At 63.0% G+C, this 24526-nt stretch carries 19 protein-coding genes; 5 read left to right on the forward strand and 14 right to left on the reverse strand.

Going from position 1 to position 24526, the window contains the following annotated elements; all coding sequences use genetic code 11:
* Nucleotides 1-13 precede the first annotated feature (13 nt).
* Nucleotides 14-889 carry a DMT family transporter gene (locus FGE21_RS03000; protein WP_255731309.1) on the forward strand — a complete coding sequence of 292 codons (876 nt, stop codon included), beginning with the start codon at nucleotides 14-16 and terminating at the stop codon, nucleotides 887-889.
* Here FGE21_RS03000 and FGE21_RS03005 read toward each other — a convergent pair.
* Nucleotides 845-2821: a lytic transglycosylase domain-containing protein gene (locus FGE21_RS03005; protein ID WP_139661531.1), complete on the reverse strand. Its 1977-nt coding sequence runs from the start codon at nucleotides 2819-2821 to the stop codon at nucleotides 845-847. The two genes, FGE21_RS03000 and FGE21_RS03005, sit on opposite strands and share 45 nt — an antisense overlap.
* 138 nt (nucleotides 2822-2959) lie before the next feature.
* Between FGE21_RS03005 and dapA the strand changes: the two genes are divergently transcribed.
* The gene (gene dapA, locus FGE21_RS03010) at nucleotides 2960-3832 is read left to right on the forward strand and encodes a 4-hydroxy-tetrahydrodipicolinate synthase (RefSeq protein WP_139661533.1); all 873 of its coding nucleotides are present in this window, start codon (nucleotides 2960-2962) and stop codon (nucleotides 3830-3832) included.
* Nucleotides 3833-3983: 151 nt separating this feature from the next.
* On the opposite strand, the gene FGE21_RS03015 is transcribed toward dapA, so the two are convergent.
* The 8 genes from FGE21_RS03015 to FGE21_RS03050 all read right to left on the reverse strand — a co-directional run bounded on the left by FGE21_RS03015 (nucleotide 3984) and on the right by FGE21_RS03050 (nucleotide 15320).
* Entirely contained in the window at nucleotides 3984-4874 is an 891-nt protein-coding gene (locus FGE21_RS03015) for a DmsC/YnfH family molybdoenzyme membrane anchor subunit (RefSeq protein WP_139661535.1), read from the reverse strand.
* A complete protein-coding gene (locus tag FGE21_RS03020) occupies nucleotides 4874-5650 on the reverse strand; it encodes a 4Fe-4S dicluster domain-containing protein (RefSeq protein ID WP_139661536.1) in 777 nt (258 codons plus the stop codon). The genes FGE21_RS03015 and FGE21_RS03020 overlap by 1 nt, the downstream gene beginning before the upstream one ends.
* Before the next feature lie 82 nt (nucleotides 5651-5732).
* Nucleotides 5733-8555 (reverse strand): molybdopterin oxidoreductase family protein, encoded by a 2823-nt coding sequence (locus tag FGE21_RS03025; protein ID WP_139661538.1) that lies wholly within the window; start codon nucleotides 8553-8555, stop codon nucleotides 5733-5735.
* A 25-nt stretch (nucleotides 8556-8580) separates the two neighbouring features.
* On the reverse strand, nucleotides 8581-9654 hold the full coding sequence (locus FGE21_RS03030; RefSeq protein WP_255731310.1) for a YeiH family protein: 1074 nt from the start codon (nucleotides 9652-9654) through the stop codon (nucleotides 8581-8583).
* Nucleotides 9655-9835: 181 nt separating this feature from the next.
* Nucleotides 9836-10996 carry an acetate/propionate family kinase gene (locus FGE21_RS03035; RefSeq protein WP_255731311.1) on the reverse strand — a complete coding sequence of 387 codons (1161 nt, stop codon included), beginning with the start codon at nucleotides 10994-10996 and terminating at the stop codon, nucleotides 9836-9838.
* Nucleotides 10993-11769, reverse strand: a complete 777-nt coding sequence (locus FGE21_RS03040; protein ID WP_255731312.1) for a sulfite exporter TauE/SafE family protein — start codon at nucleotides 11767-11769, stop codon at nucleotides 10993-10995. The genes FGE21_RS03035 and FGE21_RS03040 overlap by 4 nt, the downstream gene beginning before the upstream one ends.
* Nucleotides 11766-13544, reverse strand: a complete 1779-nt coding sequence (xsc, locus tag FGE21_RS03045) for a sulfoacetaldehyde acetyltransferase (protein WP_139661542.1) — start codon at nucleotides 13542-13544, stop codon at nucleotides 11766-11768. The genes FGE21_RS03040 and xsc overlap by 4 nt, the downstream gene beginning before the upstream one ends.
* Before the next feature lie 309 nt (nucleotides 13545-13853).
* Entirely contained in the window at nucleotides 13854-15320 is a 1467-nt protein-coding gene (locus FGE21_RS03050; RefSeq protein ID WP_139661543.1) for a PLP-dependent aminotransferase family protein, read from the reverse strand.
* A 191-nt stretch (nucleotides 15321-15511) separates the two neighbouring features.
* Here FGE21_RS03050 and FGE21_RS03055 point away from each other — a divergent pair, with 191 nt between their 5' ends.
* Nucleotides 15512-15835: a helix-turn-helix transcriptional regulator gene (locus tag FGE21_RS03055; RefSeq protein WP_139661545.1), complete on the forward strand. Its 324-nt coding sequence runs from the start codon at nucleotides 15512-15514 to the stop codon at nucleotides 15833-15835.
* Nucleotides 15828-16874 (forward strand): permease, encoded by a 1047-nt coding sequence (locus tag FGE21_RS03060; protein ID WP_139661546.1) that lies wholly within the window; start codon nucleotides 15828-15830, stop codon nucleotides 16872-16874. Before FGE21_RS03055 ends, FGE21_RS03060 begins: the two co-directional genes overlap by 8 nt.
* 175 nt (nucleotides 16875-17049) lie before the next feature.
* On the opposite strand, the gene FGE21_RS03065 is transcribed toward FGE21_RS03060, so the two are convergent.
* The 5 genes from FGE21_RS03065 to FGE21_RS03085 all read right to left on the reverse strand — a co-directional run bounded on the left by FGE21_RS03065 (nucleotide 17050) and on the right by FGE21_RS03085 (nucleotide 23053).
* A complete protein-coding gene (locus FGE21_RS03065; protein WP_139661548.1) occupies nucleotides 17050-17634 on the reverse strand; it encodes a GNAT family N-acetyltransferase in 585 nt (194 codons plus the stop codon).
* 227 nt (nucleotides 17635-17861) lie between these two features.
* Nucleotides 17862-19259 carry an aspartate aminotransferase family protein gene (locus FGE21_RS03070; protein WP_139661550.1) on the reverse strand — a complete coding sequence of 466 codons (1398 nt, stop codon included), beginning with the start codon at nucleotides 19257-19259 and terminating at the stop codon, nucleotides 17862-17864.
* 334 nt (nucleotides 19260-19593) lie between these two features.
* Nucleotides 19594-20382, reverse strand: a complete 789-nt coding sequence (locus FGE21_RS03075; protein ID WP_139661551.1) for a nucleotide sugar dehydrogenase — start codon at nucleotides 20380-20382, stop codon at nucleotides 19594-19596.
* A gap of 2 nt (nucleotides 20383-20384) precedes the next feature.
* On the reverse strand, nucleotides 20385-21821 hold the full coding sequence (locus FGE21_RS03080) for a mannose-1-phosphate guanylyltransferase/mannose-6-phosphate isomerase (RefSeq protein ID WP_139661553.1): 1437 nt from the start codon (nucleotides 21819-21821) through the stop codon (nucleotides 20385-20387).
* A gap of 209 nt (nucleotides 21822-22030) precedes the next feature.
* Nucleotides 22031-23053, reverse strand: a complete 1023-nt coding sequence (locus tag FGE21_RS03085) for an SDR family NAD(P)-dependent oxidoreductase (RefSeq protein ID WP_139661554.1) — start codon at nucleotides 23051-23053, stop codon at nucleotides 22031-22033.
* A 248-nt stretch (nucleotides 23054-23301) separates the two neighbouring features.
* Here FGE21_RS03085 and ltaE point away from each other — a divergent pair, with 248 nt between their 5' ends.
* Complete coding sequence (gene ltaE / locus FGE21_RS03090) at nucleotides 23302-24357, forward strand: low-specificity L-threonine aldolase (protein ID WP_139661556.1); 1056 nt, start codon at nucleotides 23302-23304, stop codon at nucleotides 24355-24357.
* The last annotated feature ends 169 nt before the right edge of the window (nucleotides 24358-24526 follow it).

The following is a 24526-nucleotide window of genomic DNA, read 5'->3' on the forward strand; positions in this document are numbered from 1 at the left end:
CATGGATCAGGTGATGGCAAAAGACGACACCAGAATGGGGATCCTGCTGATGATCGGGGCGACCATCGTGTTTGCGTTCCAGGACGGGATCTCGCGGCATCTGGCCAGTGAGTACAACATTTTCATGGTGATCATGATCCGCTACTGGTTCTTCGCGGCCTTTGTGATCTCGGTGGCATTGCAGCAGACCGGCAGCCTCCGTCTGGCCGCCCGGACCAGCCAGAAGGCGGTGCAGATCTTTCGCGCCTTCGTGCTGGTGGCCGAGATCTGCGTCATGGTGCTTGCCTTCACGGTGCTCGGACTGGTGGAAAGCCACGCGGTTTTTGTCTGCTATCCGCTGCTGATCGCGGCGCTGTCCGGTCCCATTCTCGGCGAGCAGGTCGGCTGGCGCCGTTGGTCGGCGATCGGCGTCGGTTTTCTCGGTGTGCTGATCATCCTGCAGCCGGGGTCCGGCGTGTTCCAGCTCGCCGCGCTCATTCCGCTGGTATCGGCGCTGATGTTTGCGCTCTACGGATTGCTGACACGCTATGTGGCGCGGCGGGACACGACCGCGACCAGCTTTTTCTATACCGGCGTCTACGGCATGATCTTCATCACGCCGCTGGGGCTTTGGTACTGGGAGCCGATGACGGCGCCGGATTGGGGCTGGATGGCGATGCTCTGTGTGACCGGCGCACTGGGGCATTGGTTGCTGATCAAATGCTACGAGATGGCCGAAGCCAGCGCAGTGCAGCCTTTTGCCTATATGCAACTGCCCTGGGCTGCGATGATCGGGCTCACGGTGTTTGGCGAAAGCATGCGGACCAATGTCGTGATCGGCGCCGGGCTGGTGGTTGCGGCCGGGCTATTCACCTTTTGGCGCGAAAACATCAAGCGTGCGGCCCGATAGTTCCCGTGTGAATGGCACCGGCAGGGCGGGCTGGCCCAGCCGGGCGCGATAAACCGGCAGGCTTTCGGTGACGCGCATCACATAGTTCCGGGTCTCGTTGAAGGGGATATGCTCTACCCAGTCGACCACATCCACCGATGCGTCGCGCGGATCGCCATAGCGCTCCATCCACGCGATGGGACGGTGGGGGCCTGCATTGTAGCCTGCGGCCATCAGCACCACATTGCCATTGAACGCGCCTGCCAGCGAGGCGAGATATTGCGCGCCAAGCCGCGCGTTGTAGCGCCACTCTGACGTCAGCCGGGACATCTTGTGGTCGTCCAGAATACCAAGTTCCCGGGCCACCAGCTCTGCTGTGGCGGGCATGACCTGCATCAGGCCCCGGGCGCCTGCATGGCTGACAACCACCGGATCGAATTCGCTTTCGCGACGGGCAATGGCCAGGGTCATCTCCGGTGCCATGGGCAAATCAAGCGCCGCCACCGGATGCAGCGGATAATACGCGCCCGCAAGTTCCAGCCCATCCTGCGCCGCGCGTTTGGAGATCATCACCGCCAGATGCGGCTGCTCCATATCGACGGCCATCTGACCGAGCCTCAGGGCATCATCGGGGGACAGGCTTTCGGCCAGATGGGTCAGGAACCGCTCTGCCAGCGGGATTTCGCCCGCCTTCAGCAACTCCATCCCGGCCATGTAGACGGACGAGCCGAGAAACCGAGCCCCCCGCCAGTCCGGCGTGTCCGGGGCCGCGAGCACCGGGTCCAGACCGCGCCCAAGCGCCTGCGCAGACAGCAGGCCATAGTAGGAGCTTTGGTACTTTGCCCCAAGACGATAGGCGGCATGGGCCTTGTCGACCTCCCCCAGCCGGGCATAGGCGCGACCGAGCCAATAGCCAGCCCGCCCGACCGAAATCGGGCTTTTGACCGCTGCCAGAAACCGGGTGAAGTGATAGACGGCGAGTTCCGCGTTCTCAAGCTTGCGCAGCGCAACATAGCCCGCGATCCATTCATTGTCGGCATAGCCATAGCCGGCATCCGCAGTGGCAAAGTGGTTGGCCGCAAGCCTGTAGGCCCGTGTATTGTCATTGTCCCGCATCAGCTGACGGGCAAAATCCGCCCGCCGCCGCAGCCATTTTTCTGGCACCCCCAGCGCCGCCGCCGAGGTGGAGCGCTCCAGCATCATCGCGATGGCATCGTCCTGCCGCCGTTTCGCATCGCGCCAGGCAAACCGGTCATAGGCCAGCCCGGCGTCACCCCTGAGCCCGGCAGGCACCGCAGCAATCGCCGCATCGACCCCATTTGCCTGCTCCTGCAATGCGATGCGCGCCTCGGCGAGCTTGCGCGCGCCCTCGCTCACCAGATCCAGCATCCGGCGACCGGAGACCTTGTGGCCATCCCACAAGAGGCGGGACAGGCGGGTCTCATGATGGGCGGCCAGCAGGGTGCCGTGACGGGCCAGATAGGCAACCTGTGTGTCCGCAGGCATCGCCATGCTCTGCCATGCGCGCAGGATTTCGGCCTGTCCTTCGTCCCTGCGGCCGCTGCGGATCAGGGCGTCGCCGAGGCTCAATGCGCCCTCTGGGGTCTGGGGGGGCTGGGGTGCGCCTGCACCCCGGTAAAATGCCAGAACGGTGGCGTCGCCTGCGGTCGCGATGATTTCTTCGGATTGGCGGCGCAGGTAATCCATTCCCGGCCAGTCGGCGCGGCGCTCGAGAAAGGCCATGATATCCTGCGGACGTCCTTCGGCGGCGCGCAGACGGTGCCATTCGATCACATCCCTTGCGATGGAGCCTTCGTCCCCCGCCTCGATCAAGGCTTCGGCCCAGAGCGAATCGCGCATCAGGGGCAGGGCTGTGACGAGACCTCGCGCCAATACGGGCGCGTTCCACAAGGTCGTGAAAATCAGCACGAAGCAGGCAAGTCTGCGTGTCATCTCTTGCATTTTCCAGTCATCCGGGGATACAGCCTGTGACGATAGTGCGTGATGAACCGGGTGCAACTCAAATCCCTGGCATCGTGCCTGTCCGGGCAAGGAATTGCCTGTACGAAATCACTTAACTGGAGCGTTCCCATGTTCAAAGGCTCTATGCCAGCCCTCGTCACCCCGTTTCGCAATGGTGAGTTGGATCTGGATACGCTCAAACACTTGGTTGAATGGCACATTGCCGAAGGGTCCACGGGTCTGGTTCCGGTCGGAACCACCGGCGAGAGCCCGACCTTGACCCATGACGAGCACGAGCGCGTCATCGCGGTCGTGGTCGAAACCGCTGCGGGTCGTGTGCCGGTGATCGCGGGGGCCGGATCCAACAATACTGTCGAGGCGATTCGCTTTGTCGAATTCGCCGAGAAGGTCGGTGCCGACGCGGCCCTGGTTGTGACGCCCTACTACAACCGGCCAACCCAGCGCGGCATGGTGGTCCATTTCACCGCAGTGCATGACTGCGCTGACATTCCGATCATCATCTACAATATCCCGCCGCGGTCGGTCGTGGACATGTTGCCCGCGACCATGGGCGAGCTGGCAAAGCTGCCACGGATCATCGGCGTGAAGGATGCCACCGGCAAACTGGAACGGGTGAGCCAGCAGCGGGCGTCCTGCGGGTCCGATTTCGTGCAGCTGTCTGGCGAAGATGCGACCGCGCTGGGCTTCAACGCTCATGGCGGTGTGGGCTGTATCTCGGTCACTGCCAACGTCGCACCGAAGCTCTGCGCGGCGTTTCAGGCTGCAACCCTTGCCGGGGATTACAAGACCGCGCTGGACTATCAGGACCGTCTGATGCCCCTGCACGAAGCGATCTTTATCGAGCCGGGTCTGGTAGGAGCGAAATACGCATTGTCCAGACTGGGGCTGTGTTCCGAAGAGGTCCGGTCGCCGCTGACAGGGCTTGAGGATGCGACCAAGGCCAGAATCGATGCGGCCATGGGGCACGCGGGCCTGCTCTGACACCGGGCTGAGCATCCCGAACCGGACCAAGGGCCCCGCCAGTTCTGCGCGGGGCTTTTTGCGGTCCGCACGCCGGGCCTCCGGGCGCCACTCCGGTGGTCGGCCAGTGCGCCAGCCCCCTCAAATGCGTCGGCTACCTAGCTTTGCCCGCCTAGCGCTTGCCGTAGTACAAGCCGACAACATGTTCCGCTTCGGCAAAGAACAGCCAGCGGGTACAGGCAACCCCCACCATATGAGCCAGTACCGCCACCGCCGCGAGACTGTGCTTCAACGCCAGCCCCGTGACCGGTATCAGCAGGCAGAGCAACGGCACGATGATGGCGAGCGTGAAGCCAATCCACCGCAGCCGTCTGGAATGTTTTCGCCCCACCTGATGCACCATTTCCCGGAGCAGGTAGTTGCTGCCCGTATGGGGTGGCTCGAAGGCGCGGACCTCACCCCGCCCGCCGAGCCCCGTGGCCGTCGCCAATGTGGTTCCGGAGTCGCTGAAGGCGGAATCGCCCTGATACCAATAGGCCAGAAGAGTGCCCCCCGCGAGGATCAGAAGCCAGATGGCCTGACCGTCCTGCCCCGCGAGTAGCGCGCCTCCGGCCAGCGACAGGGTGAGGAACAACGCAGGCGTCAGGGGGAACATGTTCCAGCGTGGCACCGTCTTCAGTTGCGTATAGATCATCGAGGTGGTGAAAACGGTCCCGACACTGAGCACCGCGCCGGCAATCCCGACTAGCGCCAGCGGATGGTCGAAAAAGATTGCACTGATGGCATGCACCGCCATGGTCAGCAGCGCGGCCACGGCGCAGCATCCCTCACGCGAGAGCCAGCTGCTGCGCCATTGTGAAAACGCCTTCCATGCGCGCTCGGGGCGGCCGAGGTGAAGGGTCGAGGCCAGAAGCCCCCCGACGGCCAGACCGAATGCGATGGCATAGAACACAAAGGCGACCATGCCGCGGGCGGCGGGCATGCCGAGGCCGAGAAAGAACAGGAGGCCAAAACCGAGTCCCGACAGGGTGGTGAAGACAATGACAGACGGCGCAGGATGCATCAGCGCTCCCCCCCTGGCAGTTTGTCCAGCGCGCGGTCGAGCCACCCGAGAAATCCGGCGGCATCCGTGGCCACCGGCGACAGCAGCGGCGCGAGGAGGTCTATGTCCTGCGGGTTGTTTCCTGCGAGCCTGTCCTTCGGGCGGGGCGGCAGATATTTGTTCACGGGCCTGGTCCCCATCTCTGGCATCAGATCCATGCCGCCACGGTCGGCGACCAGCGCTGAGACCTCCGAGTCCGGATCGCCGAGATCACCGAAATGTCGGGCGCCCGAGGGGCAGCTGCGCACGCAGGTGGGGATGCGGTCCTCTTCGGGGAGGTTCTCGTTGTAGATCCGGTCGACGCAAAGAGTGCATTTTTTCATCACGCCTGCCGCCAGATCCAATTCACGCGCGCCATAGGGGCAGGACCAGGCACATAGCCCGCAACCGATGCAGTCGCTCTCATTGACCAGCACAATACCGTCCTCCACCCGTTTGTAGCTGGCGCCGGTGGGGCAGACCGTGACGCAGGGCGCGTCTTCGCAATGAAGGCAGGACTTTGGAAAGTGGATCAGCTGGGCCTGGCCCTGCTCCGGCTGCACCTCGTAGGAATGGACCCGATTGAGAAAACTGCCGGAGGGTGCTGCGCCGTATGCGTCCTGATCTGACAGGGGGGCGCCGTAGTTTTCCGTATTCCACCCCTTGCAGGAGATCACGCAGGCCTGGCAGCCGACGCAGGTATCGAGGTCAATCACCAGGCCCATGCTGCGCTGTGTGGCGGCGGGAAGTTCGGTCATCGGGATGCTCCTGCGCTTGGGGGCAACGGCTGGTGCCGGGGCGCTGCCCCGGACCCCGAGGTATTTGAGAAAAGATGAAACCTCATGAGCCGACCTTCCAGGCGAGATCTCGCGGCGGCGGCGGTAGGGGAGATTTGACCGGTGGGAAATCGGGCTCGCTTTGTGGTTTGTCTTGGGGTGGGGCCGTTTTTTCGATCCGCACCTTCAGATCGAACCAGGCGGCCTGTCCGGTGATGGGGTCGGAATTGGCCCACCGCAGACCGTCGCCCTTTGGCGGGAGCAGTTCGTGGATGAGGTGATTGAGCAGAAAGCCGCGGGTCGCCTCCGGCGCAGTGTCGGCAAGCGCCCAAGTGCCCTTGCGCTTGCCAATGGCGTTCCAGGTCCAGACGGTGTTTTCATTGAGCCCTGCCATTTCCATGACCGGGACGGTGATTTCGCCGTGGGGGGATGTGACGCGCACCCAGTCGCCATCGCGGAGATCGGTTTCGCGCATCAGTTTTGTGGGCACATAGAGCGGGTTGTGACCGTGCAATTGGCGTAGCCAGGCGTTCTGGCTGCCCCAGCTGTGATACATTGCCATCGGCCGCTGTGTGAGGGCATTGACGGTGAAGCCTCTGTTGCCATGCTGTGGGGTGTCGTACCAGACGGGCAGGGGATGCATGCTGTTCTTGATCTGTTGCCGCAGGTGATCGGGGGGCTGGCGCTCACCGCGGCCTTCGGCGGCGAGCTGGAATTTGCGCATCGGTTCCACGTAGAGCTGGAACAGATAGGGCTGTGGCGTGTCAAACAGGCCAAGGTTCACGGCCCAGTCCTGATAGGCCATGTTCCAGGGTTTGAAATAGCGGGCCTCTTCGGGGATGTGGGTCAGGAAGAAGCCACCGTTTTCGATGTATTTGTCCAACTGATCGGGGTTCGGGGCGCCCCGCCCGGTTTGCGCGCCATCGCCCCGGAACCCTGCCAGCGGGCCGATCCCGGGCTTGCGCTCATGGGTGACGATATAGTCCGCGTAGTCCCGATACCTGGCCGAGCCGTCCTCATGGGTGAAGCCGGGCAGCGCGAGACGGTTTGCGAGCTGGATCAGCACGGTCTGGAACCCCCGGACATCGCGGTCCGGGGCGACAACCGGCCAGCGGATCGCATCGGCGGCGCCATCGGCCTCGCAGATCGGGCGGTCAAGCAGCGAGATACAGTCGTGGCGCTCCAGGTAGGTGGTATCCGGCAGGATCAGATCCGCATAGGCGACCATCTCGGAGCTGTAGGCGTCAGAGTAGATGATATGCGGGATCACATAGTCGCCGGAGGCGTCGGTATCCGTCAGCATCTCCATCACGCCGGTGGTATTCATGGATGAATTCCAGGCCATATTCGCCATGTACAGGAACAGGGTATCAATCTTGTAGGGATCGCCCGCATGGGCATTTGAAATCACCATATGCATCAGCCCGTGGCTGCTCATGGGGTTTTCCCAGGTGAAGGCCTTGTCGATGCGGGCGGGGCTGCCGTCGTTGAGGAGCGCCAGATGTTCGGGACCCTGAACAAAGCCGAGGTGCGGCCCGTCGAGGGGTTTGCCGGGGGTGACGCGGCAATGGGGGGGCGGATGCGCGGTTGCGGGCTTTGGGTAGGGCGGTTTGAAGCGAAACCCGCCGGGGACCTCGACGGTGCCGAGAAGAATTTGCAGCACGTGCAGGGCGCGGCAGGTCTGAAATCCGTTGGCGTGGGCGGACACACCGCGCATGGCATGCATCGACACCGGGCGCCCCTGCATGGTCTGATGGGTTTCGCCGCGAAAATCGGTCCATTCGCAGGCCAGCTCGAAGGCTTCGTCAAAGGCGACGCGGGCGATCTCGGCGGCAATGGCGCGGATGCGGGGCGCGGGGATGCCGCAGCGTTCGGCCACCGTTTCGGGGGCGTAGTCCTCCGCGAGGTATTTTTCGGCCATCAGCCGGAAGACGGAAACATGGGTGATCTCGCCCATCTGCAGCGTCCCGTTCAGATCGGGGCGCAGGCCGTACATGTCAAAGGGGGCCAGCTTGCCGGTTTTGCGGTTGATCACCAGCGGCGCGCCATGGTCATCGCGCAGGAACAGGCCATAATCGGGGCTGTTCTTGTCCTGGTTTACCAGCACCGGCGCATTGGTGTAGCGGCTGAGATAATCGAGATCGATCTTGCCCGCCTTCATCAACACATGCACCAGCGACAGGATGAACAACCCGTCTGTACCTGGGGTGATGCCGACCCAGTCATCCGCCACCGCGTTATAGCCGGTGCGGATCGGGTTGACGCCAATCACACGCGCGCCGCGGGCCTTGATCTTGCCGATGCCCATCTTGATCGGATTGCTGTCGTGGTCTTCGGCGACGCCGAACAGCAGGAAGAGTTTGGTATGGTCCCAATCCGGCTGGCCGAATTCCCAGAAGGCGCCGCCCATGGTGTAGATCCCCGCCGTGGCCATGTTGACCGAGCAGAACCCGCCATGCGCCGCGTAGTTGCAGGTGCCGAAATTCTGCGCCCAAAAGCTGGTGAAGGATTGCGACTGATCCCGCCCGGTAAAGAACGCCAGCTTTTCCGGGTGATCCTTGCGCAGCGGCTCCAGCCAGCCCTGGGCGATGTCCAGCGCTTCGTCCCAGGAGATTTCCTCGAATTCGCCCGACCCGCGGGGGCCGACCCGCTTCAGCGGTGCCCGCAGGCGGGACGGGGCGTTGTGCTGCATGATCCCGGCCGACCCTTTGGCGCAGAGCACGCCCTTGTTGACCGGATGATCGCGGTTGCCTTCGATATAGGCGACTTTGCCGTCCTTCATATGCACGTTGATGCCGCAGCGGCAGGCACACATGTAGCAGGTGGTCTTGCGGATCTCGTCAGAGACCGGCGGCGAGGTATCCACCTCGGGTTGCTGGAATGTCATCTGGCCTCCCTTTTTTCGTTGCGTGTCAGGTCAACAGTGAAATCCCCGCGAGAATGACACCGGCGATGAACAGTGTTTCGATCACAATCAGGGCGATCGCGGCGCCGCCGACAGACAGCACCTGCTTCAGGTTGCTTTTCATGCCGACGGCGGCAATGGCGACCAGCAACAACCAGCGTGAGCAGGTGCTGAGAAAGCTGCCGAGGCTCTGTGGTATCAGGCCAAAGGAGTTGAGCGCCGCGAGCCCGATGAAAGCGATCACAAAGCCCGGCAGGAGCGGCGGTTGTTTGCCGCCGGTCGGGGCCTTGATCCGGGCGCGGATCACCAATGACGCCACAAGCACAACCGGGGCCAGCATCGAGACACGGATCAGCTTCACCAGCGTTGCGGTATCGCCGGTCTCCTCCGAGATCGAAAAACCAGCTCCCACAACCTGCGCAACGTCATGAATGGTGCCGCCGAGAAACACGCCCGCCTGAATGTGGTCGAACTCCATGAACCGGGCGAGAATGGGATAGGCGATCATGGCAATGGTCGACAAAACGGTGACCCCCATGACGGTGAAAATCAACCGTTCCTCGGATTTCTCGTCGCGGGGCAATATGGCCCCGATGGCCATTGCCGCCGAAGCACCGCAAATCGCGACCGAACCAGCCGTCAGCAGGGCAAATCGCCACTTGTGACCAAACAGCCGCGCCACCAGGAGGCCGAATGCGATGGTCGCCACCACCCCTCCGACGGTCAGCAGGATCAGCGGCAGCCCCAGGCCGGCCAGCACCATCATCGAGACCCGCACCCCGAGGAGCGCCACGCCCAGTCGCAGCAGCGCACGGGCGGAGAATGCAACCCCGGTCACCGTGCGCCCCTCTTCGCCGAGAAAGCTGACCGCGATGCCAAGAAGCAGCGCCAGCAGCATGGCGGGGGTCGCATAGTGTTCCGCAAGAAACTGTGCCGTCACCGCCACGATGACAGAAACCGCGATGCCGGGGAACAAGTCCCGGCTCCGGGCGCGCAGCAGGGTCGCCTTCCCGGTCAGGCGGGCAGTCAGGCGGGCAGTCAGTCGGTTGAACAGGCGGGCGTTCATTGTGCTGTCGGTCAACGGGCGGGCCTTTGGCTGGTGTCTACGGGGCCGGAGAGGACCCGCAAATGGTGGCAGGAAATACGTGCATCATTTGTGTATCAATTCTCCCAATTCCCGCAAGGTGAAACAATTTGCTATTTATACGGCGCAGGCGGAGAGTATGTTCTGCATTTTTTGGAAAGAACAGAACATTCGTTTTCTACCCTCCCGCCGCTGTGGCGATCAGCGCATGGGTATCCATCGCGATCTGACGTTCTTCTTCTGCCGCCACGATCCAGGCCGGGACAGCGGCCGTATCCCGGGTGATGCGGGGCGCGTTTTCCGCGTTGCGCGCTGCATCCGGTGTTGCTCCCAACCAGTCAAAGCCATTGAGGATGCGCGCCCGCACCAAGCGGGAATGCTCGCCGATGCCGCCGGTGAATGCGATCGCATCCAGCCCGCCGAGGGCGCCGATCAGGCTGTGGCCATGGCGGATGGCCCAGTAGCAGAAATGATCGATGGCAAACTGTGTCTCGGGGGTGTCCGTCTGCTCAAGCCTGCGCATGTCGGAAATCCCGCCGGAGAGGCCCGCAAGGCCGGAGTGGCTGTTCAAAAGGGTCTTGCTGCGCGAAAGCCCCAGTTCTTCCACCAGCCGAAGCGCCGCATTGGCATCGAGACTGCCGACACGGGTGCCCATGGTCAGCCCCTCAAGCGGCGAATAGCCCATGGTGGTGGCAACGGACCGGCCCTCCCGGATCGCGCAGATCGACGCGCCATTGCCCAGATGGAAGGCCAACAGCCGGTCGGGCAGAGGCCGTTGTGAAATATCCGGCAAGCGACGGCACAGGGCGGCATAGGACAGCCCGTGAAAGCCGTAGCGGCGCAGACCCAGCGCCTCGGCTTCGGGCGGCAGCGCATAGCGGCGGGCCACCTCCGGCGCATCCGCATGAAACGCTGTGTCGAAGCTCGCATATTGCGGCAGGTCGGGCGCGAGTTGCGCCAGTGCGTCAATGGCCGACAGGGCGTGGGGATTGTGGAGCGGCGCCAGCGGCACGCAGGCCTCGATCTTGGCGCGGACCGTCGCGGTCAGGGCGGTGGGGGCCGTCAGCTCCGTCCCACCATGCACCACCCGATGCGCCACCGCCACAAGCTGATCCGGTCCGGATCCCTGGTCGGCCAGTCGGGACAGGACAGCTGCAAGCGCCTGTTCATGGTCCGGCAGGTCGAGGCTCTCGCTGCTGGCGCCGACCCGCAGCGCCCCGCCGCTGCCGATACCCTCGGCAACACCGCTGAGGCGGGGGTGGAGCTGCGCGTCGAATACGGCGAATTTGACCGATGATGACCCGGTGTTCAGCACCAATGTATCGCGACCGGCGCTCACATCAGGACCTTGAGTATATTGAGACCGGCCAGCGTCGCCAGCAAGGTCACGACCTTGCGCCGGAACCCGGTCGGCGCGGAGCGGGCAAAGCCACGGCTGCCCAGCCATACGCCAAGTGCAAGGATCGGAAAGGCCAGGCAGGCTGCCATCACGGTTTCGCCCGTCACCAACCCGTGACGGGACATGGCGGGAAGCGCCATCAGGTCGATGCCGGTGAGAAAGACAACCATTGTCGCACGGAAGCTTGCGGGGGACATGCCCTGCGCCGCCAGAAATGCGGCTGTCGGCAAACCGCCGACACCGGCGGCATTTGCCGTCCCCGACAGCAGCCCAACTCCCGCATGTCCTGCGGCTCCCATCGGGCGCTCGATTTGCCAGCCGCTGAGGAGAAACAGGCTGAGCCCCAGGATCAGCACCGAGACCACCAGCCGGGCCTGAACCGGATCGAGCCGTGCCATCATAGCGACGGCGGGCAGGGTGGACAGGGCCGCCCCCACCAGCAGTGCCCCCGCACGCCGCCAGTCGACATGAGCCCTGATCCCGCGGGCCTGAAACGCGGTCATTGCGATTTCGCAGGTAAACACGACCGGAATGAGCGGCACCGGGTTTGTCGTCAGTGCGGCCAGTACGATAAAGATGGCCGAGAAGCCAAACCCGGAATAGCCGCGAATGGCCGCCGCGCCCAAAAGCGCGAGGGCTAGGAAGCCACCCTGGCCTGCCGACAGGTCAAACGGCAATGCACCAAAAGTCAGGTTTGGTGCCATTGGGGTCATGCGCCCTCTTGCGGCCGCATGTCATCTGCGGAAATTCCTGCGACCTCGACGGGCTTTTTCATTGCGTCGCGGCGGAAGGGTTCGCCCAGCTCCTGATTGATCAACGCCTCAATCAGGGTGGTGGTGCCGTTCTTCTGGTCCTCAATGGCCTGATGCAGCGCCGCCGTCAGCTCGTCCATGGTACGGGCAACGACCCCCTTGAGACCACAGGCGTTGGCGATGCCTGCATAGGAGACCTGCTGGTCCAGCTCGGTGCCGACGAAATTGTCGTCAAACCAGAGCGTCGAGTTCCGCTTTTCTGCGCCCCATTGATAGTTGCGGAACACCACCTGCGTGATCGCGGGCCATTCCGAACGGCCGATCGCTGTCAGCTCGTTCACGGCGATGCCAAACGCGCCGTCGCCTGCAAAGCCCACCACGGGGGTATCCGGGCAGCCGATCTTGGCGCCCATGATCGCGGGCAGGCCGTATCCGCAGGGACCAAACAGGCCGGGCGCCAGATATTTGCGGCCCGCCTCAAACGAGGGATAGGCATTGCCGATGGCGCAGTTGTTGCCGATGTCGGAGGAGATGATCGCCTCCTTCGGCAGCGCCGCCTGAATCGCGCGCCAGGCCATGCGGGGGCTCATCCAGTCCGGCTTGTCATCGCGCGCGCGTTGGTTCCAGCTGGTGCCCGGATCGTCATCTTCGTGATCCATGGAGGCCAGCTGCTGCGCCCAGCGGGATTTGGTCTCGGCGATTTTGGCCTTGCGGGCGTCGCGCCCGGCGTCGCCCGCGCTGTCGGACAGCTGTTCGAGGATGCCCTTTGCCACTTTGGCCGCGTCGCCGACGATACCGACAGAAACGGTCTTGGTCAGGCCGATGCGGTCGGGGTTGATGTCAACCTGAATGATCTTGGCGTCCGCGGGCCAGTATTCCATTCCGTAGCCGGGCAGGGTGGAGAACGGGTTGAGCCTTGTGCCCAGGCACAGCACCACATCGGCGTCGCGGATCAGGTCCATGCCCGCCTTGGATCCGTTGTAGCCGAGGGGACCTGCAAACAGCGGGTGCGAGCCGGGAAAGGCGTCATTGTGCTGGTAGCCGACACAGACCGGCGCATCCAGCCGTTCCGCCAGCGCCATGGAGGCGCTGATGCCGCCCTTTGACAACACCACACCGGCACCGTTCAGGATGACGGGGTTTTGGGCGTTCGACAGGAGATCGGCCGCCTGGGTGACAGCGCCCTCGCCGCCTGCGGGGCGTTCAAAGTCCACGATGGCGGGCAATGCGACATCGATGATCTGGGTCCACATGTCGCGCGGGATGTTGATCTGCGCCGGGGCGGAGGCGCGTTTTGCCTGCATGATGACTCGGTTCAGCACTTCACAGACCCGGGATGGGTCGCGGACCTCTTCCTGATAGGCCACCATGTCTTCGAACAGCTTCATCTGCTCGACTTCCTGGAACCCACCCTGGCCAATGGTCTTGTTGGCGGCCTGAGGCGTCACCAGCAGCAGCGGTGTGTGGTTCCAATAGGCGGTTTTCACGGCGGTCACGAAATTAGTGATGCCGGGGCCGTTCTGGGCAATCATCATCGACATCTTGCCTGTCGCGCGGGTGTAGCCGTCGGCCATCATGCCGGCAGAGCCCTCATGCGCACAGTCCCAGAAGGTGATGCCCGCCCTGGGGAAGAGGTCGGAGATGGGCATCATGGCGGATCCGATGATGCCAAAGGCATGTTCGATTCCGTGCATTTGCAGGGTTTTGACAAAGGCTTCTTCGGTGGTCATGCGCATGTGGGGGCTCCCGTTTGAAGTCGCGGAGAATGCCGGCGGCTTCTGATCGTCTTTGTTTCGGTTTAGGCGGCGGCCCGGCGCAACGTTAGGGCCAGTTTGCTCGCCCGGTAGGACCAGTGAGCCCCGGTCAGGTGCTGTGCGCGTCGGGGGAGGGGAGCGCTCCCGCCCGTCGCCCCGTGTTTCTGACGAAACCCGGTCGCCAGTTGGGCGTGGCGCCGCGCTTTGCGCGGCGCCACGCCCAACCCCGAGGGGGCATCTATGATGTCCGGCGAGGGGGCGGGAGCGCCACCGCTGACATCGGATCCGGTTTCACGGGCGCGCGGCCCGAATGGCGTTGGCCACATGTGCGACCCCTTGCGGGATGCGCTCGCTGGCGATGGAGGAATATCCGAGCCGGTAAAAATCGTGTCGCCGGGTCTCGGCGGCGAAGAAGGGCGCGCCTGGCTCGATCAGGACGCCCTGGCTGCGCAAGGCGGTGCCGACCGCGCCCATATCCACATGCTCTGGCGCTTTCATCCAAAGGGATGAGCCGCCATAGAGGTTGCTGTTGGCAGGCGAGAGCCCCTGTGCCGAGATAGCCTCCTCCAGCACCCCCCGCCGTTCCTGAAGGACCCGTGCCATGCGCCGGATCTGCGCATCATAGTGCCCAAGGGACAGGAAATATGCCACCGTCCGCTGAATATGGCCGGGCGGGTGGCGCAGCACATTTGCGCGCAGGGCCCGCGCCTGGCGGATAAACGGCTCCGAGCCGACCAGATAGCCCAGCCGCAGACCTGGAAACAGAGATTTCGAGAAACTGCCGAGATAGATCACCCGACCTTCGCTATCGATGGATTTCAGCGCCGGAGAGGGTGGCGCGCGAAAGGACATCTCGAACTCGTAATCATCCTCGACCACCAGAGCGCCGATTTCATGCGCGCGCGCCAGCAGAGCCTTGCGACGGGGCATTGGCATGGTGGCGGTCGTCGGGCTCTGATGGCTGGGGGTGGTGAAGATCACATCGGTGTCATCCGCAATCTGGTCCGGTGGCAGGCCGTCGCTGTCCACCCCGATCACATCCACCGCACAGCCGGTGTGCCCCAGCTGGTCGCGCAGTGTGTAATAGGTCGGGTCCTCGATGGCGGCTTTGCGGCCTTGTTGCAACAAAAGCTGCACCACGATCCAAAGCGCATTCTGTGCGCCCAGCGTGATGAGGATTTCCTCTGGCCGGGCGATGATGCCGCGCCGGGGCAGGGTGTGCCGGGCTATGTATTCGATCAAAAGCGGATCATCCTGATCGAAGTAGTCGCCGGTCATGGCCGCGAAATCCTTCTGACCCAGTGCCCGCAGGGCACAGAGACGCCAGTTTGCGTGGTCAAACAGGGTGGCATCGGCCTGTCCGTAGATGAACGGATACCGATAGCTGCGCCAGTCCTGCGGTTTGCGGGGCGTATCTCCTCCGGTGAAGGTCCTTGTGATGGTGCGGCCCCAGTCGATCGTTTCCTCGCCCTTTTCCGTTGGCGAAAAGGACGGCGGCACCGGTGCCGTGCCCGACACGAAAAAGCCGGATCTGCCACGGGCGGCAAGGTAGTCGTTTGCGACCAGTTCCGTATAGGCGAGGGTGACCGTGATACGGCTGACACCGAGGTGAGCGGCCAGTTTGCGCGAAGAGGGCAATTTCTCCTCGGCCCGAAAGCGGCCCGACAGAATGCCGCCGGCGATCATCTCCTGGATTTGCGCCTGCAGAGTGCCCTGCGCTTCAGGATTGAGAAAGAAGGTTTCAACGGAAATGGCCATGAGGCGAGCGTATTCTGGACTTATCCCAAAGGCAATCTGGACCGGGTGCTCGGCGCTATATTTTTTAAGTACCTGTAAAATCCAATAAAACAGCACGTCGGGGCTGAGGTCTGCCGTGCTGTTCTTGGTGCTTGTTTGACCTCAGTAATAACTATATAACTAGTTATATCGAATCATTGTGGAGGCGAAACATGAACCCATCCCTTGCTGCACAGGGCTTTGCCGCCATGGGGTCCGAGGCGCGGCTTGACGTGCTGCGGATTTTGGTGCGGGCGGGCGAAAGCGGTCTCACGGTCGGTGAAATCCGCGAACGCAGCGGAATTGCCGCGTCAACATTGGCGCATCATCTGAAATTCCTGTCCGCGGCCGAGGTGGTCTCACAGGAAAAGGTCGGCCGCAGCATTGTCTGCCGTGCCAGTTTCAAGCATCTCGAACGTCTCGCAGGTTTTATCCTCAGCGAATGCTGTCAGGACGCAGACCGCGGGCTCAAACCGAAAGTTGCCAACGATGGCTGATCTCTCTCATTCTCCCCGTTCCCGGATGCCGGGGGCCTTGCGGGTGGCCCTGGACTGGCTGCAAAGCCCATGGATCATCGGCCTGCTGATCCTCGCGGCGGTGGCCTTGATCGATCCGGACAATTTCCGGTCTGTCGTGGCCTTTACCGCGCGCGCCCTGGCGTCCACATCGAAATACATCCTCTTCGCGGTGACCCTTCTCGCCTTTCTCAAGGCCACCGGAGCAGAGGCCATGGTCGCCCGCGCCTTTGTCGGCCGGGAGGTGCGGATGATCTTTTTCGCGGCTCTGCTGGGCGGGCTGGCACCTTTTTGTTCCTGCGAGGTCATTCCGTTCATCGCGGGCCTTCTGGCGCTTGGTGCGCCACTGTCGGCGGTCATGGCGTTCTGGCTGTCCTCACCGCTGATTGATCCGCCGACTTTGCTGATCACCGCAGCGGCACTGGGCTGGCCTTTTGCCATCGCCAAAGCCGTGAGCGCGGTATCGCTGGGCCTCTTCGGCGGGTTCGTGATCAAAGCCCTGCGCAGTGGCGGACTGTTTGCCCAGCCCCTGCGCAAGGCGCCGGTCAAAAGTTGTTGCGGCTGTGGACCGTCCAAAACGGACGAGCGTCCGAACTGGCGGTTCTGGCAGGAAGAGGACCGCCGGGCGACATTCCGCAGGGAGTTTCTCACCAACGGTCTGTTCCTGCTGAAATGGCTCGCCTTCGCCTATGTGCTGGAATCGCTACTGGTGCATTATGTCAGGCCGGAATGGATTGCCGCCTTGGTCGGCGGAGACGGCATCGTGCCGATCGCCATCGCGGCCGTGGTTGGCATGCCCGCCTATCTGAATTCCTATGTTGCGCCGCCCCTGCTTGCGGGTCTGATGACCCAGGGCATGAGCGCCGGGGCTGCGCTGGCCTTCATGATCGCCGGAGCGGTCAGCTCAATTCCCGCCATGGCCGCCGTCTGGTCGCTGGTCAAACCGAGGGTCTTCGCCACCTATCTGGCGCTCGGCGTTTCCGGTGCGATCCTGTCGGGGGTGGTGTTCCAGATGCTGTGATCCGCGCCTCCCCGGATCTGCGCCGACCTGCCTGAAGGGTCTGCTTTGCTGCCTCTGCACGCGTCACCGGGTGCAGAGGCCTTTCCGTTCCGAAGCGTCCATCACCCTACCTGCAACACCCCCGTGCGAGGCCGGGCCGGGGGACGACGGCCACCGCGCGCCGGGGAGGCTCAGATCAGGGGCGGGCTTGCAGGAACTCCAGATTGGCGCGCACCATCGGCCATTCGGCGGCGGTGATTGAATATACCGCTGTGTCGCGGATCGTACCGTTTGGCATCCGCATATGGGCGCGCAGAATACCGTCCAGCTTTGCCCCGAGGCGCTCGATTGCCATCCGGCTTTGTCGATTGAGCACATGAGTGCGGAATTCCACGGCGATGGCGTCTTTTTCATCAAACGCATGTGCGAGCAGAAGCTGCTTCGCTGCGGTATTGAGGCCGGTGCGCTGAACCGACTGTCGATACCAGGTAGAGCCGATTTCAACGCGATGATTGCTCTGGTCGATATTCATATAGGTGGTCATCCCCACGGCGCGCGCCCCTGCGTCCAGGATTGCAAAGGCCACCATGCTGCCCTCGTCTTGCAGGGCCAGTCGGCGGGTGATTTCCTGCGCGACGGTTTCGGGTGTCGGAACGGTCGTGTACCACAGGCGATGCAGCTCCCCGTCGGCCGCAGCCTCGGTCAGATCAGCACAATGATCGTGAGAGAGAGGCGCCAGCGTCACGCGGTCGCCATGTAATTCGGTTGGGGTCATCCACATGAAAAAGGCCTTTCGGGATCTCGTTGAGCTGCCTCAATGAGGGACTATCGGATCTGTCAAAAGAGCCAATCTGGGAGAAAAAAACCAAACCAATCCTGTCGGGCCTCTTCTCGCAGAGGGACGCACGACAGGGCTGCGACTCCTGGGTCAGGCCCGTTGCAGCAGCATTGCTACAGATGCAATCGCCGCAGGCAATGCTGCGGCGACTGTGGGTCCTGGCGCGGGTGTCAGCCGAAGACGGTTGTCAGCGCCTTGTCGACAGCATCTGTGATCTTGTCGATGTCATCCGCCGTGGCGATCAGCGCGGGGCTGAAGCACAAGGTGTTGTTGCGGCCCGGCACCGACCGGTTGGTGACCCCGATGATGACACCGTGATTGCCTGCCTCGGCGACGACTTTCTGCGCCAGAGCCTCGTCCACCGGCTCCTTGCTATCGCGATCGCTGACCAGTTCGGCCCCGATGAACAGGCCCTTGCCCCGCACATCGCCGATCACCGCATGCTTGTCTTTCAGCGCCGCGAGGTTCGCCATCATCCGGGCGCCCATGGCGGTACAGTTTTCCAGCAGGTTTTCATCTTCTATGATGCGCATGTTTTCCAGCGCCGCCGCAGGGCCCGCCGTACAGCCGCCAAAGGTGGAGATGTCGCGGAAGTAGTTCAGCTTGTCCGACGGGTCATCCTTGAACATGTCAAAGACCTCTTCGGTGGCGACCATGCAGGCAATGGCCGCATAGCCCGACGCCACACCCTTGGCCATGGTCACGAAATCCGGTTTGATGCCGTAATGCTGGTAGCCGAACCATGTCCCGGTGCGGCCAAGGCCACAGACCACCTCGTCGATATGCAACAGGATGTCATATTGCTTGCAGATCTCCTGCACGCGCGGCCAGTAGCCTTCGGGCGCCTCGATGACACCGCCGCCCGCCGTCACCGGCTCCAGGCAGAGGGCACCCACGGTCTCGGGGCCTTCGCGCAGGATCACCTCTTCGATCTGATTTGCCGCGGCAATGCCGAAGGCTTCGCCGGACAGATGCTCCAGACCCAGCTCATGTTTGCGGTATTCCATGCAATGGGGAACCTTCACGAAATCAGGCGCGAAGGGGCCATATTGCATATTGCGCTCTTCCTGACCGCCAGCGGACATCGCCGCAAGGGTGGAGCCGTGGTAATCCCGGTCGCGATAGAGGATCTTGGTTTTCTTGCCGCCGTATTTCTTATGCGCAATCTGGCGCACCAGTTTAAACGCCTTTTCATTGGCCTCGGAACCGGAGTTGCAATAGTAGACGCGCGACATGCCGGGCATCTTTTCGATCAGCTTCTCAGCAAAGAGCGCAGCTGGAACCGAGCCTGCGGCCTGGGCGAAATAGCACATCTTCAGGGATTGATCATAGACCGCCTTGGCGATGCTCTCGCGGCCATAGCCGACGTTGACCGTCCAGACAGCGCCGGAAACCGCATCCAGCCACTCCTTGCCGTTCTGGTCCCAGACCCGCATGCCCTTGCCTTCGACGATGATGCGCGGATCGGAGGTTTCAAAGGGCTTGTGCTGCACAAGGTGGTGCCAGACATGCGCTTTATCGGCGGAAATCACATGGCTGAGGTCGTTGTCGGTGAACGTGCCGTGCATGACATGTCCTTTCTTCTTGCTTGATGTGTGAAACCCCGGTCGCCGCCGGATGGCGGGCAGACTCTGTCATATCCGAGCAAATGACAATTTACGCTTGTGAGATAGGTCCAGATCCGTCCGGAATTTGAGGCCAATCCTGCGGCGGAGCGCAGGATCGCACCGCAAAACACCTGTTCATCGCGTCCCTGCGAAGGCGCCGCAGGAAGCTGGCGTCAACAGCCCGCGTGCTCTGCGGCGTTGGATTTCGGGGGGGGCGTTGAACAGGCAGGGGGGTGGGGTGCCCGGAAAAGAGGCAGGTCTGGTGGGGGGAGGGCACTGCATGAGGTTTGTCCCGTCAGTCGGCGCCGAACAGGTTGCGGGTGAAGACCTTGTCGGCCACATCCGCCGGCTCATCCATCATCCGGTTGGCCACGATCAGATCGAGGCTGAGACCCTCGGTGATCTGGCGCGTGTCCATGCCGTCGGCCATGGCGTAGCTGTCGAGCTCGTTGAAAAACGCCACCCGCATCGCGAGATAGGTATTGGCAAAGAGCTTGATCGCCTCCGCCTCGTCGGGATGGGTAAAAAGGACCTCCACGTCCTTTTTCTCGGTGCCCTGCAGCAGCAGATCGGCAAAGATGCGCGCCCGTTCGGAGCGCTCGCCGACGATGATCCGGCTGGGATGCAGGTTGTCATAAAGCGCGCGGCCCTCGCGCAGGAATTCCGGGCTGAAGATCACCTGATCCGTGTCCAGCCGGGAACGCAGATCGCTGACAAAGCCGACAGGGATCGTCGACTTGATCACAATGGTGGCACGCGGGTTCACCGCCTTTACGGAACCCACCACCGCCTCGACACTGGAGGTATCAAAGTAATTGGTCTTCGTATCGTAATTGGTCGGGGTGGCGACGATCACAAAGTCGGCCCCGGCAAAAGCAGCAGCACTATCCGTGGTCGCGCTCAGGCGGAGAGGGCGGTTGGCCAGGAAATCTTCCAGATCGGGATCCACGATCGGGCACTGGCCCGCATTGACCATGGCCACCCGCTCTTCGGCGATATCGGTTGCGACAACATCATTGTGCTGCGCCAGAAGGGCAGCATTGGAGAGCCCCACATACCCAAGGCCGGCTACTGCGATTTTCATGGTCAGGTCCTTGCATAGACGTCTTCGTAGCGCACGATGTCATCTTCGCCCACATAGGCCCCGGTCTGCACTTCGATCAGCACCATCGGCACCTTGCCGGGGTTTTTCATCCGGTGGACACAGCCCAGCGGCAGATAGACCGACTGGTTCTCGGTCACCAGCTTCACCTCGTCATCCACGGTCACACGCGCGGTGCCCTCGACCACGATCCAATGTTCGGAACGGTGGAAATGGCTCTGCAAGGACAGCGCCGCCCCCGGATGCACCATGATCCGCTTGACCTGAAAGCGGCTGCCCACCACGAGGCTCTCGAACCAGCCCCAGGGCCGGTGATCCTTGGGAAAGGCCGTGGCCTGCGCGGCGCCTTTTTCCTTCAGCGCCTCGACCGCCAGCTTGACGTCCTGGGCGCGGGATTTGTCCGCGATCAGCACCGCATCGTTCATCGCCACCGCCATGATGCCGTCAAGCCCGATACCGACCACCTCGAGGTTCTCGCTGTCCGACCGCAGCAGCGTGTCGCGGCAGTCGATCGCGGTGGCGCCGCCATGGGCGACCACGCCGGCCTCATCCGGCCCCGACTCGCGCCAGACCGCATCCCAGCCGCCCAGATCGGACCAGGCCGCATCAAAGGGCACCACCGAGAGGTTCCCTGCCCGCTCCATCACCGCATAGTCGATGGAGATATCTTCGACCTGGCCCCAAGGCTCCGGTGCCAGTCGCAGGAAGCCAAGATCGACCTTCGCCTCTGCCAGCGCGGCCTCGACCGGCGCGATCAGCTCGGGCGCATGGGCTTTGAAGGCCGCGATCATATCCTTGGCCGCAAAGAGGAAGATGCCCGCGTTCCATTTGAAATTGCCCGCCGCCAGCATCTCGGCCGCGCGGGCGGCATCGGGTTTCTCCACGAATTGCTTCAGCGCCACCGGGGCGCCACCGGCGTCTGGCAGGGTCGCCAGCTCCAGGTAGCCATAGGCGGTCTCGGCATGGGTCGGGGTGATGCCGAAGGTCACAAGCTGGCCGCGCTGCACCGCCTCAAGCCCCTGTGCCACTGCCGCATGAAAGGCTGCCACATCCGGCACCACGTGATCGGAGGGCGCCACCAGAAGCACCGCTTCCGGGTCCTCGGCCCCGGCCCTGAGCGCGGCGGCGAGCACCGCCGGCGCGGTATTGCGCCCCTCCGGTTCGATCACGATGGCGCCCGGGTCGATCCCTGCGCCCTGCAGCTGTTCGGTCACGATGAAGCGGAAGTCGGAATTGGTCAGCACCATCGGGGCCGCGAAGTCAAAGCCCTCTCCCGCGCCCGACAGACGTTTGGCAGAGGCCTGAAACAGCGTCTCCTCGCCCATCAGCGGCACGAACTGTTTGGGGTAGCTTTTGCGCGACAGAGGCCACAACCGCGTGCCTGAGCCACCGCATAAAATCACCGGCGTAATTGAGGTCATGCGTAATACTCCTGCGTTTGGGCCTGGCGCATATTTCCGCAAATTCGCGGCCCGTGTCTTCCATATCCGAGTGGCGCTAAAATGGTGCTAACATATTGTGTCCGGTCGGCCTTTTCGGATTGGAATGCCTGTTTGCACCTTGCGAACCTACCGGCTCCCAGCCAATTTGGAAACGGAGGACTTGCAACGGTCCTGCCGATTTCTGCCGATCAGCCCTGATTGCGGGTGGCATAGGGGCGATACCATTCAACAAAACGTGCAACGCCTTCCCTGACGCTCGTGTTCGGCGCGAAGCCGGTCAGTCGCGTCAATAGCGCTGTGTCGGCGCAGGTGGCGGGCACATCCCCGGCCTGCATCGGCAGGTAGGTCTTTTGCGCCTGGCAACCAAGGGCCGTTTCCAGGGCGGCAATATAATCCATCAGCTGCACGGAGTTTGCATTTCCGATATTCACCACGCGCCACGGGGCAACAGGCGACAGGCTATCACCTTCGGCGACGGCGGCACCCGCGCCCGGGCGGGGGGGCACGGCGTCGATCAGAAGGCGAATTGCCGTCACCAGGTCATCAATATAGGTGAAGTCGCGTTTCATCTCGCCGTGGTTGTAGATCTCGATCGGTTCATCCGCGAGGATTGCGCGGGCGAATTTGAACAACGCCATGTCGGGGCGCCCCCAGGGCCCGTAAACAGTGAAGAACCGAAACATCGTGACCGGCAGATCATAGAGATGGGCATAGGAATGCGCCATATTCTCGGTTGCCTTCTTGGTGGCGGCGTAGAACGACATCTGGTGATCGGCCTTTTGCGTTTCACGATAGGGCATGTCGGTATTTGACCCATAGGCCGAGCTGGTCGAGGCCAGGAGCATGTGCCTTGGCGGATATGCGCGGGCCGCCTCCAGCACCTCGAAGGTGCCGATCAGATTGCTTTCCAGATAGCTGCGCGGGTTATCAATCGAGTAGCGAACACCGGCCTGAGCGGCGAGATGGATGACCACGTCGGGGCGGGTCTCTGCCATGAGGGACATCATCAGATCCGGGGTCTCGACCGCTCCGATCACCGCGCGGAAAGTGTCGTGCTCCGCCAGCATGTCGTGCCGGGCTTCCTTCAGCGCGACATCGTAGTAATCAGTCATCGCGTCCAGGCCAACGACGTCATAGCCGTCCTGCAGCAGTCTCTGGCAGCAGTGAAATCCGATGAAACCTGCGGATCCGGTCACGAGGGCAGTGGGCATCGCAATCTCCAGTTGTCTTGCGCGGCGAGAGTGCGTCTTGGTGTCACCTCAGGCCGTAAAGTCAACCCCGTGACGGGCAGAATTCCGACAAATAGGGGGTGCCTCCTCTCCGGGCACAGGCTGTGAGGGGAGGGCGGGATTGTACCCGTTACGAAGCTCTCCATTGCGCTCATCGGTCTGGTGGTTTCAGTATGCCGCATCCGCCAAAGCCACCGATGGGCGGAGGAGTTGCCCGCAAGGAGACGAAGATGAGCCAGTACGCAAAGACCCCCGGCGCCAATGTTGCAGATGTGATCTGTGATCTGCGCAGCGACACCGTGACACGCCCCGATGCGGCCATGCGCGCGGCGATGGCTGCTGCGGAGGTGGGCGATGACGTCTACGGCGAAGATCCCACTCTCCGCCGTCTGGAACAGAGCCTCGCGGAGCGGGCGGGCAAGGACGCAGGTTTGTTCCTGCCATCGGGCACGCAGAGCAATTTCGTGGGGATGCTGGCCCACTGCGGGCGGGGCGAGGAAGTCATCACCGGGCGGGAGTATCACGTCTACAAATACGAGGCAGGCGGCGCCTCGGCGCTGGGGGGAATCGTGATGGATCCCTTGGCCGTTGCAGCGGACGGAGGCCTGTCGGCAGAGGACGTGACCGCGGCCATCAAGGATGACGATTCGCATCACCCGGTATCGCGGCTGCTGTCTCTGGAGAATACACACAACGGCAAGCCCGTGTCGCTGGCGCGTCTGGAGGCCTGCACTGCCGCTGCGCGGTCGGCGGGGCTGAGCACCCATCTGGACGGGGCGCGTGTTTTCAATGCCGTTGCGGCGCTTGGCTGCGATCTGGCGGAGGTCGCGGGGTGCTTTGATACGGTTTCGATCTGTCTCTCGAAGGGGCTTGGCGCGCCGGTGGGCTCGGTGCTGGTCGGCCCGGACGATCTGATTGCGCGGGCGCGGCGCTGGCGCAAGATGGTCGGTGGCGGCATGCGGCAGGCAGGCGTGCTGGCGGCTGCGGGCCTCTACGCGCTGGATCACAATGTGGGGCGCTTGTCCGAGGATCACCGGCGCGCCGAAGCCCTGGCCGAGGGCTTGCGCGACCTGGGCGCGGGGGCGGTGGAACAGAACACCAATATGGTGTTCTTCACCCCCGAGGGCCGAGAGAACGCAGCACTTGGGCAGGCTCTGGCGCAGGAGGGTGTGGTGATCTCTGCAGGTGGCAGCGGCGCAATCCGGTTCGTGCTCCACAAGGATGTGACAGAGGAGGGTCTGTCGGCAACGCTTGCCGGGATCGCAAAGCACTACGCCTCGGTTTGACATTGATGGGGGCCATGCCCCTCGGTGCCTGGGATTGCGCCCCCGCACCACAGCCGCACCACAGCGCAGGTGGGGCTCCCGCCTCCTTTCCGTGACAGCAGAGCTGCCCCGGCCCGGAGTTGGGGGTGGCGCCGCGCCTGAAGGCGCGGCGCGCTGCGCACCCTATGGG

It is taken from the genome of Phaeobacter sp. B1627 (assembly GCF_006265095.1).
In the GTDB taxonomy this organism is placed as follows: Bacteria; Pseudomonadota; Alphaproteobacteria; order Rhodobacterales; family Rhodobacteraceae; genus Epibacterium.

Excerpts from the sequence above, each read along its gene's own strand:
- FGE21_RS03000 (WP_255731309.1), top strand. The coding sequence starts at position 14 with ATGGCAAAAGACGACACCAGAATGGGGATCCTGCTGATGATCGGGGCG.
- FGE21_RS03005 (WP_139661531.1), bottom strand. The coding sequence starts at position 2,821 with ATGACACGCAGACTTGCCTGCTTCGTGCTGATTTTCACGACCTTGTGG.
- dapA (WP_139661533.1), top strand. The coding sequence starts at position 2,960 with ATGTTCAAAGGCTCTATGCCAGCCCTCGTCACCCCGTTTCGCAATGGT.
- FGE21_RS03015 (WP_139661535.1), bottom strand. The coding sequence starts at position 4,874 with ATGCATCCTGCGCCGTCTGTCATTGTCTTCACCACCCTGTCGGGACTC.
- FGE21_RS03020 (WP_139661536.1), bottom strand. The coding sequence starts at position 5,650 with ATGACCGAACTTCCCGCCGCCACACAGCGCAGCATGGGCCTGGTGATT.
- FGE21_RS03025 (WP_139661538.1), bottom strand. The coding sequence starts at position 8,555 with ATGACATTCCAGCAACCCGAGGTGGATACCTCGCCGCCGGTCTCTGAC.
- FGE21_RS03040 (WP_255731312.1), bottom strand. The coding sequence starts at position 11,769 with ATGACCCCAATGGCACCAAACCTGACTTTTGGTGCATTGCCGTTTGAC.
- xsc (WP_139661542.1), bottom strand. The coding sequence starts at position 13,544 with ATGCGCATGACCACCGAAGAAGCCTTTGTCAAAACCCTGCAAATGCAC.
- FGE21_RS03050 (WP_139661543.1), bottom strand. The coding sequence starts at position 15,320 with ATGGCCATTTCCGTTGAAACCTTCTTTCTCAATCCTGAAGCGCAGGGC.
- FGE21_RS03055 (WP_139661545.1), top strand. The coding sequence starts at position 15,512 with ATGAACCCATCCCTTGCTGCACAGGGCTTTGCCGCCATGGGGTCCGAG.
- FGE21_RS03060 (WP_139661546.1), top strand. The coding sequence starts at position 15,828 with ATGGCTGATCTCTCTCATTCTCCCCGTTCCCGGATGCCGGGGGCCTTG.
- FGE21_RS03065 (WP_139661548.1), bottom strand. The coding sequence starts at position 17,634 with ATGTGGATGACCCCAACCGAATTACATGGCGACCGCGTGACGCTGGCG.
- FGE21_RS03070 (WP_139661550.1), bottom strand. The coding sequence starts at position 19,259 with ATGCACGGCACGTTCACCGACAACGACCTCAGCCATGTGATTTCCGCC.
- FGE21_RS03075 (WP_139661551.1), bottom strand. The coding sequence starts at position 20,382 with ATGAAAATCGCAGTAGCCGGCCTTGGGTATGTGGGGCTCTCCAATGCT.
- FGE21_RS03080 (WP_139661553.1), bottom strand. The coding sequence starts at position 21,821 with ATGACCTCAATTACGCCGGTGATTTTATGCGGTGGCTCAGGCACGCGG.
- FGE21_RS03085 (WP_139661554.1), bottom strand. The coding sequence starts at position 23,053 with ATGCCCACTGCCCTCGTGACCGGATCCGCAGGTTTCATCGGATTTCAC.
- ltaE (WP_139661556.1), top strand. The coding sequence starts at position 23,302 with ATGAGCCAGTACGCAAAGACCCCCGGCGCCAATGTTGCAGATGTGATC.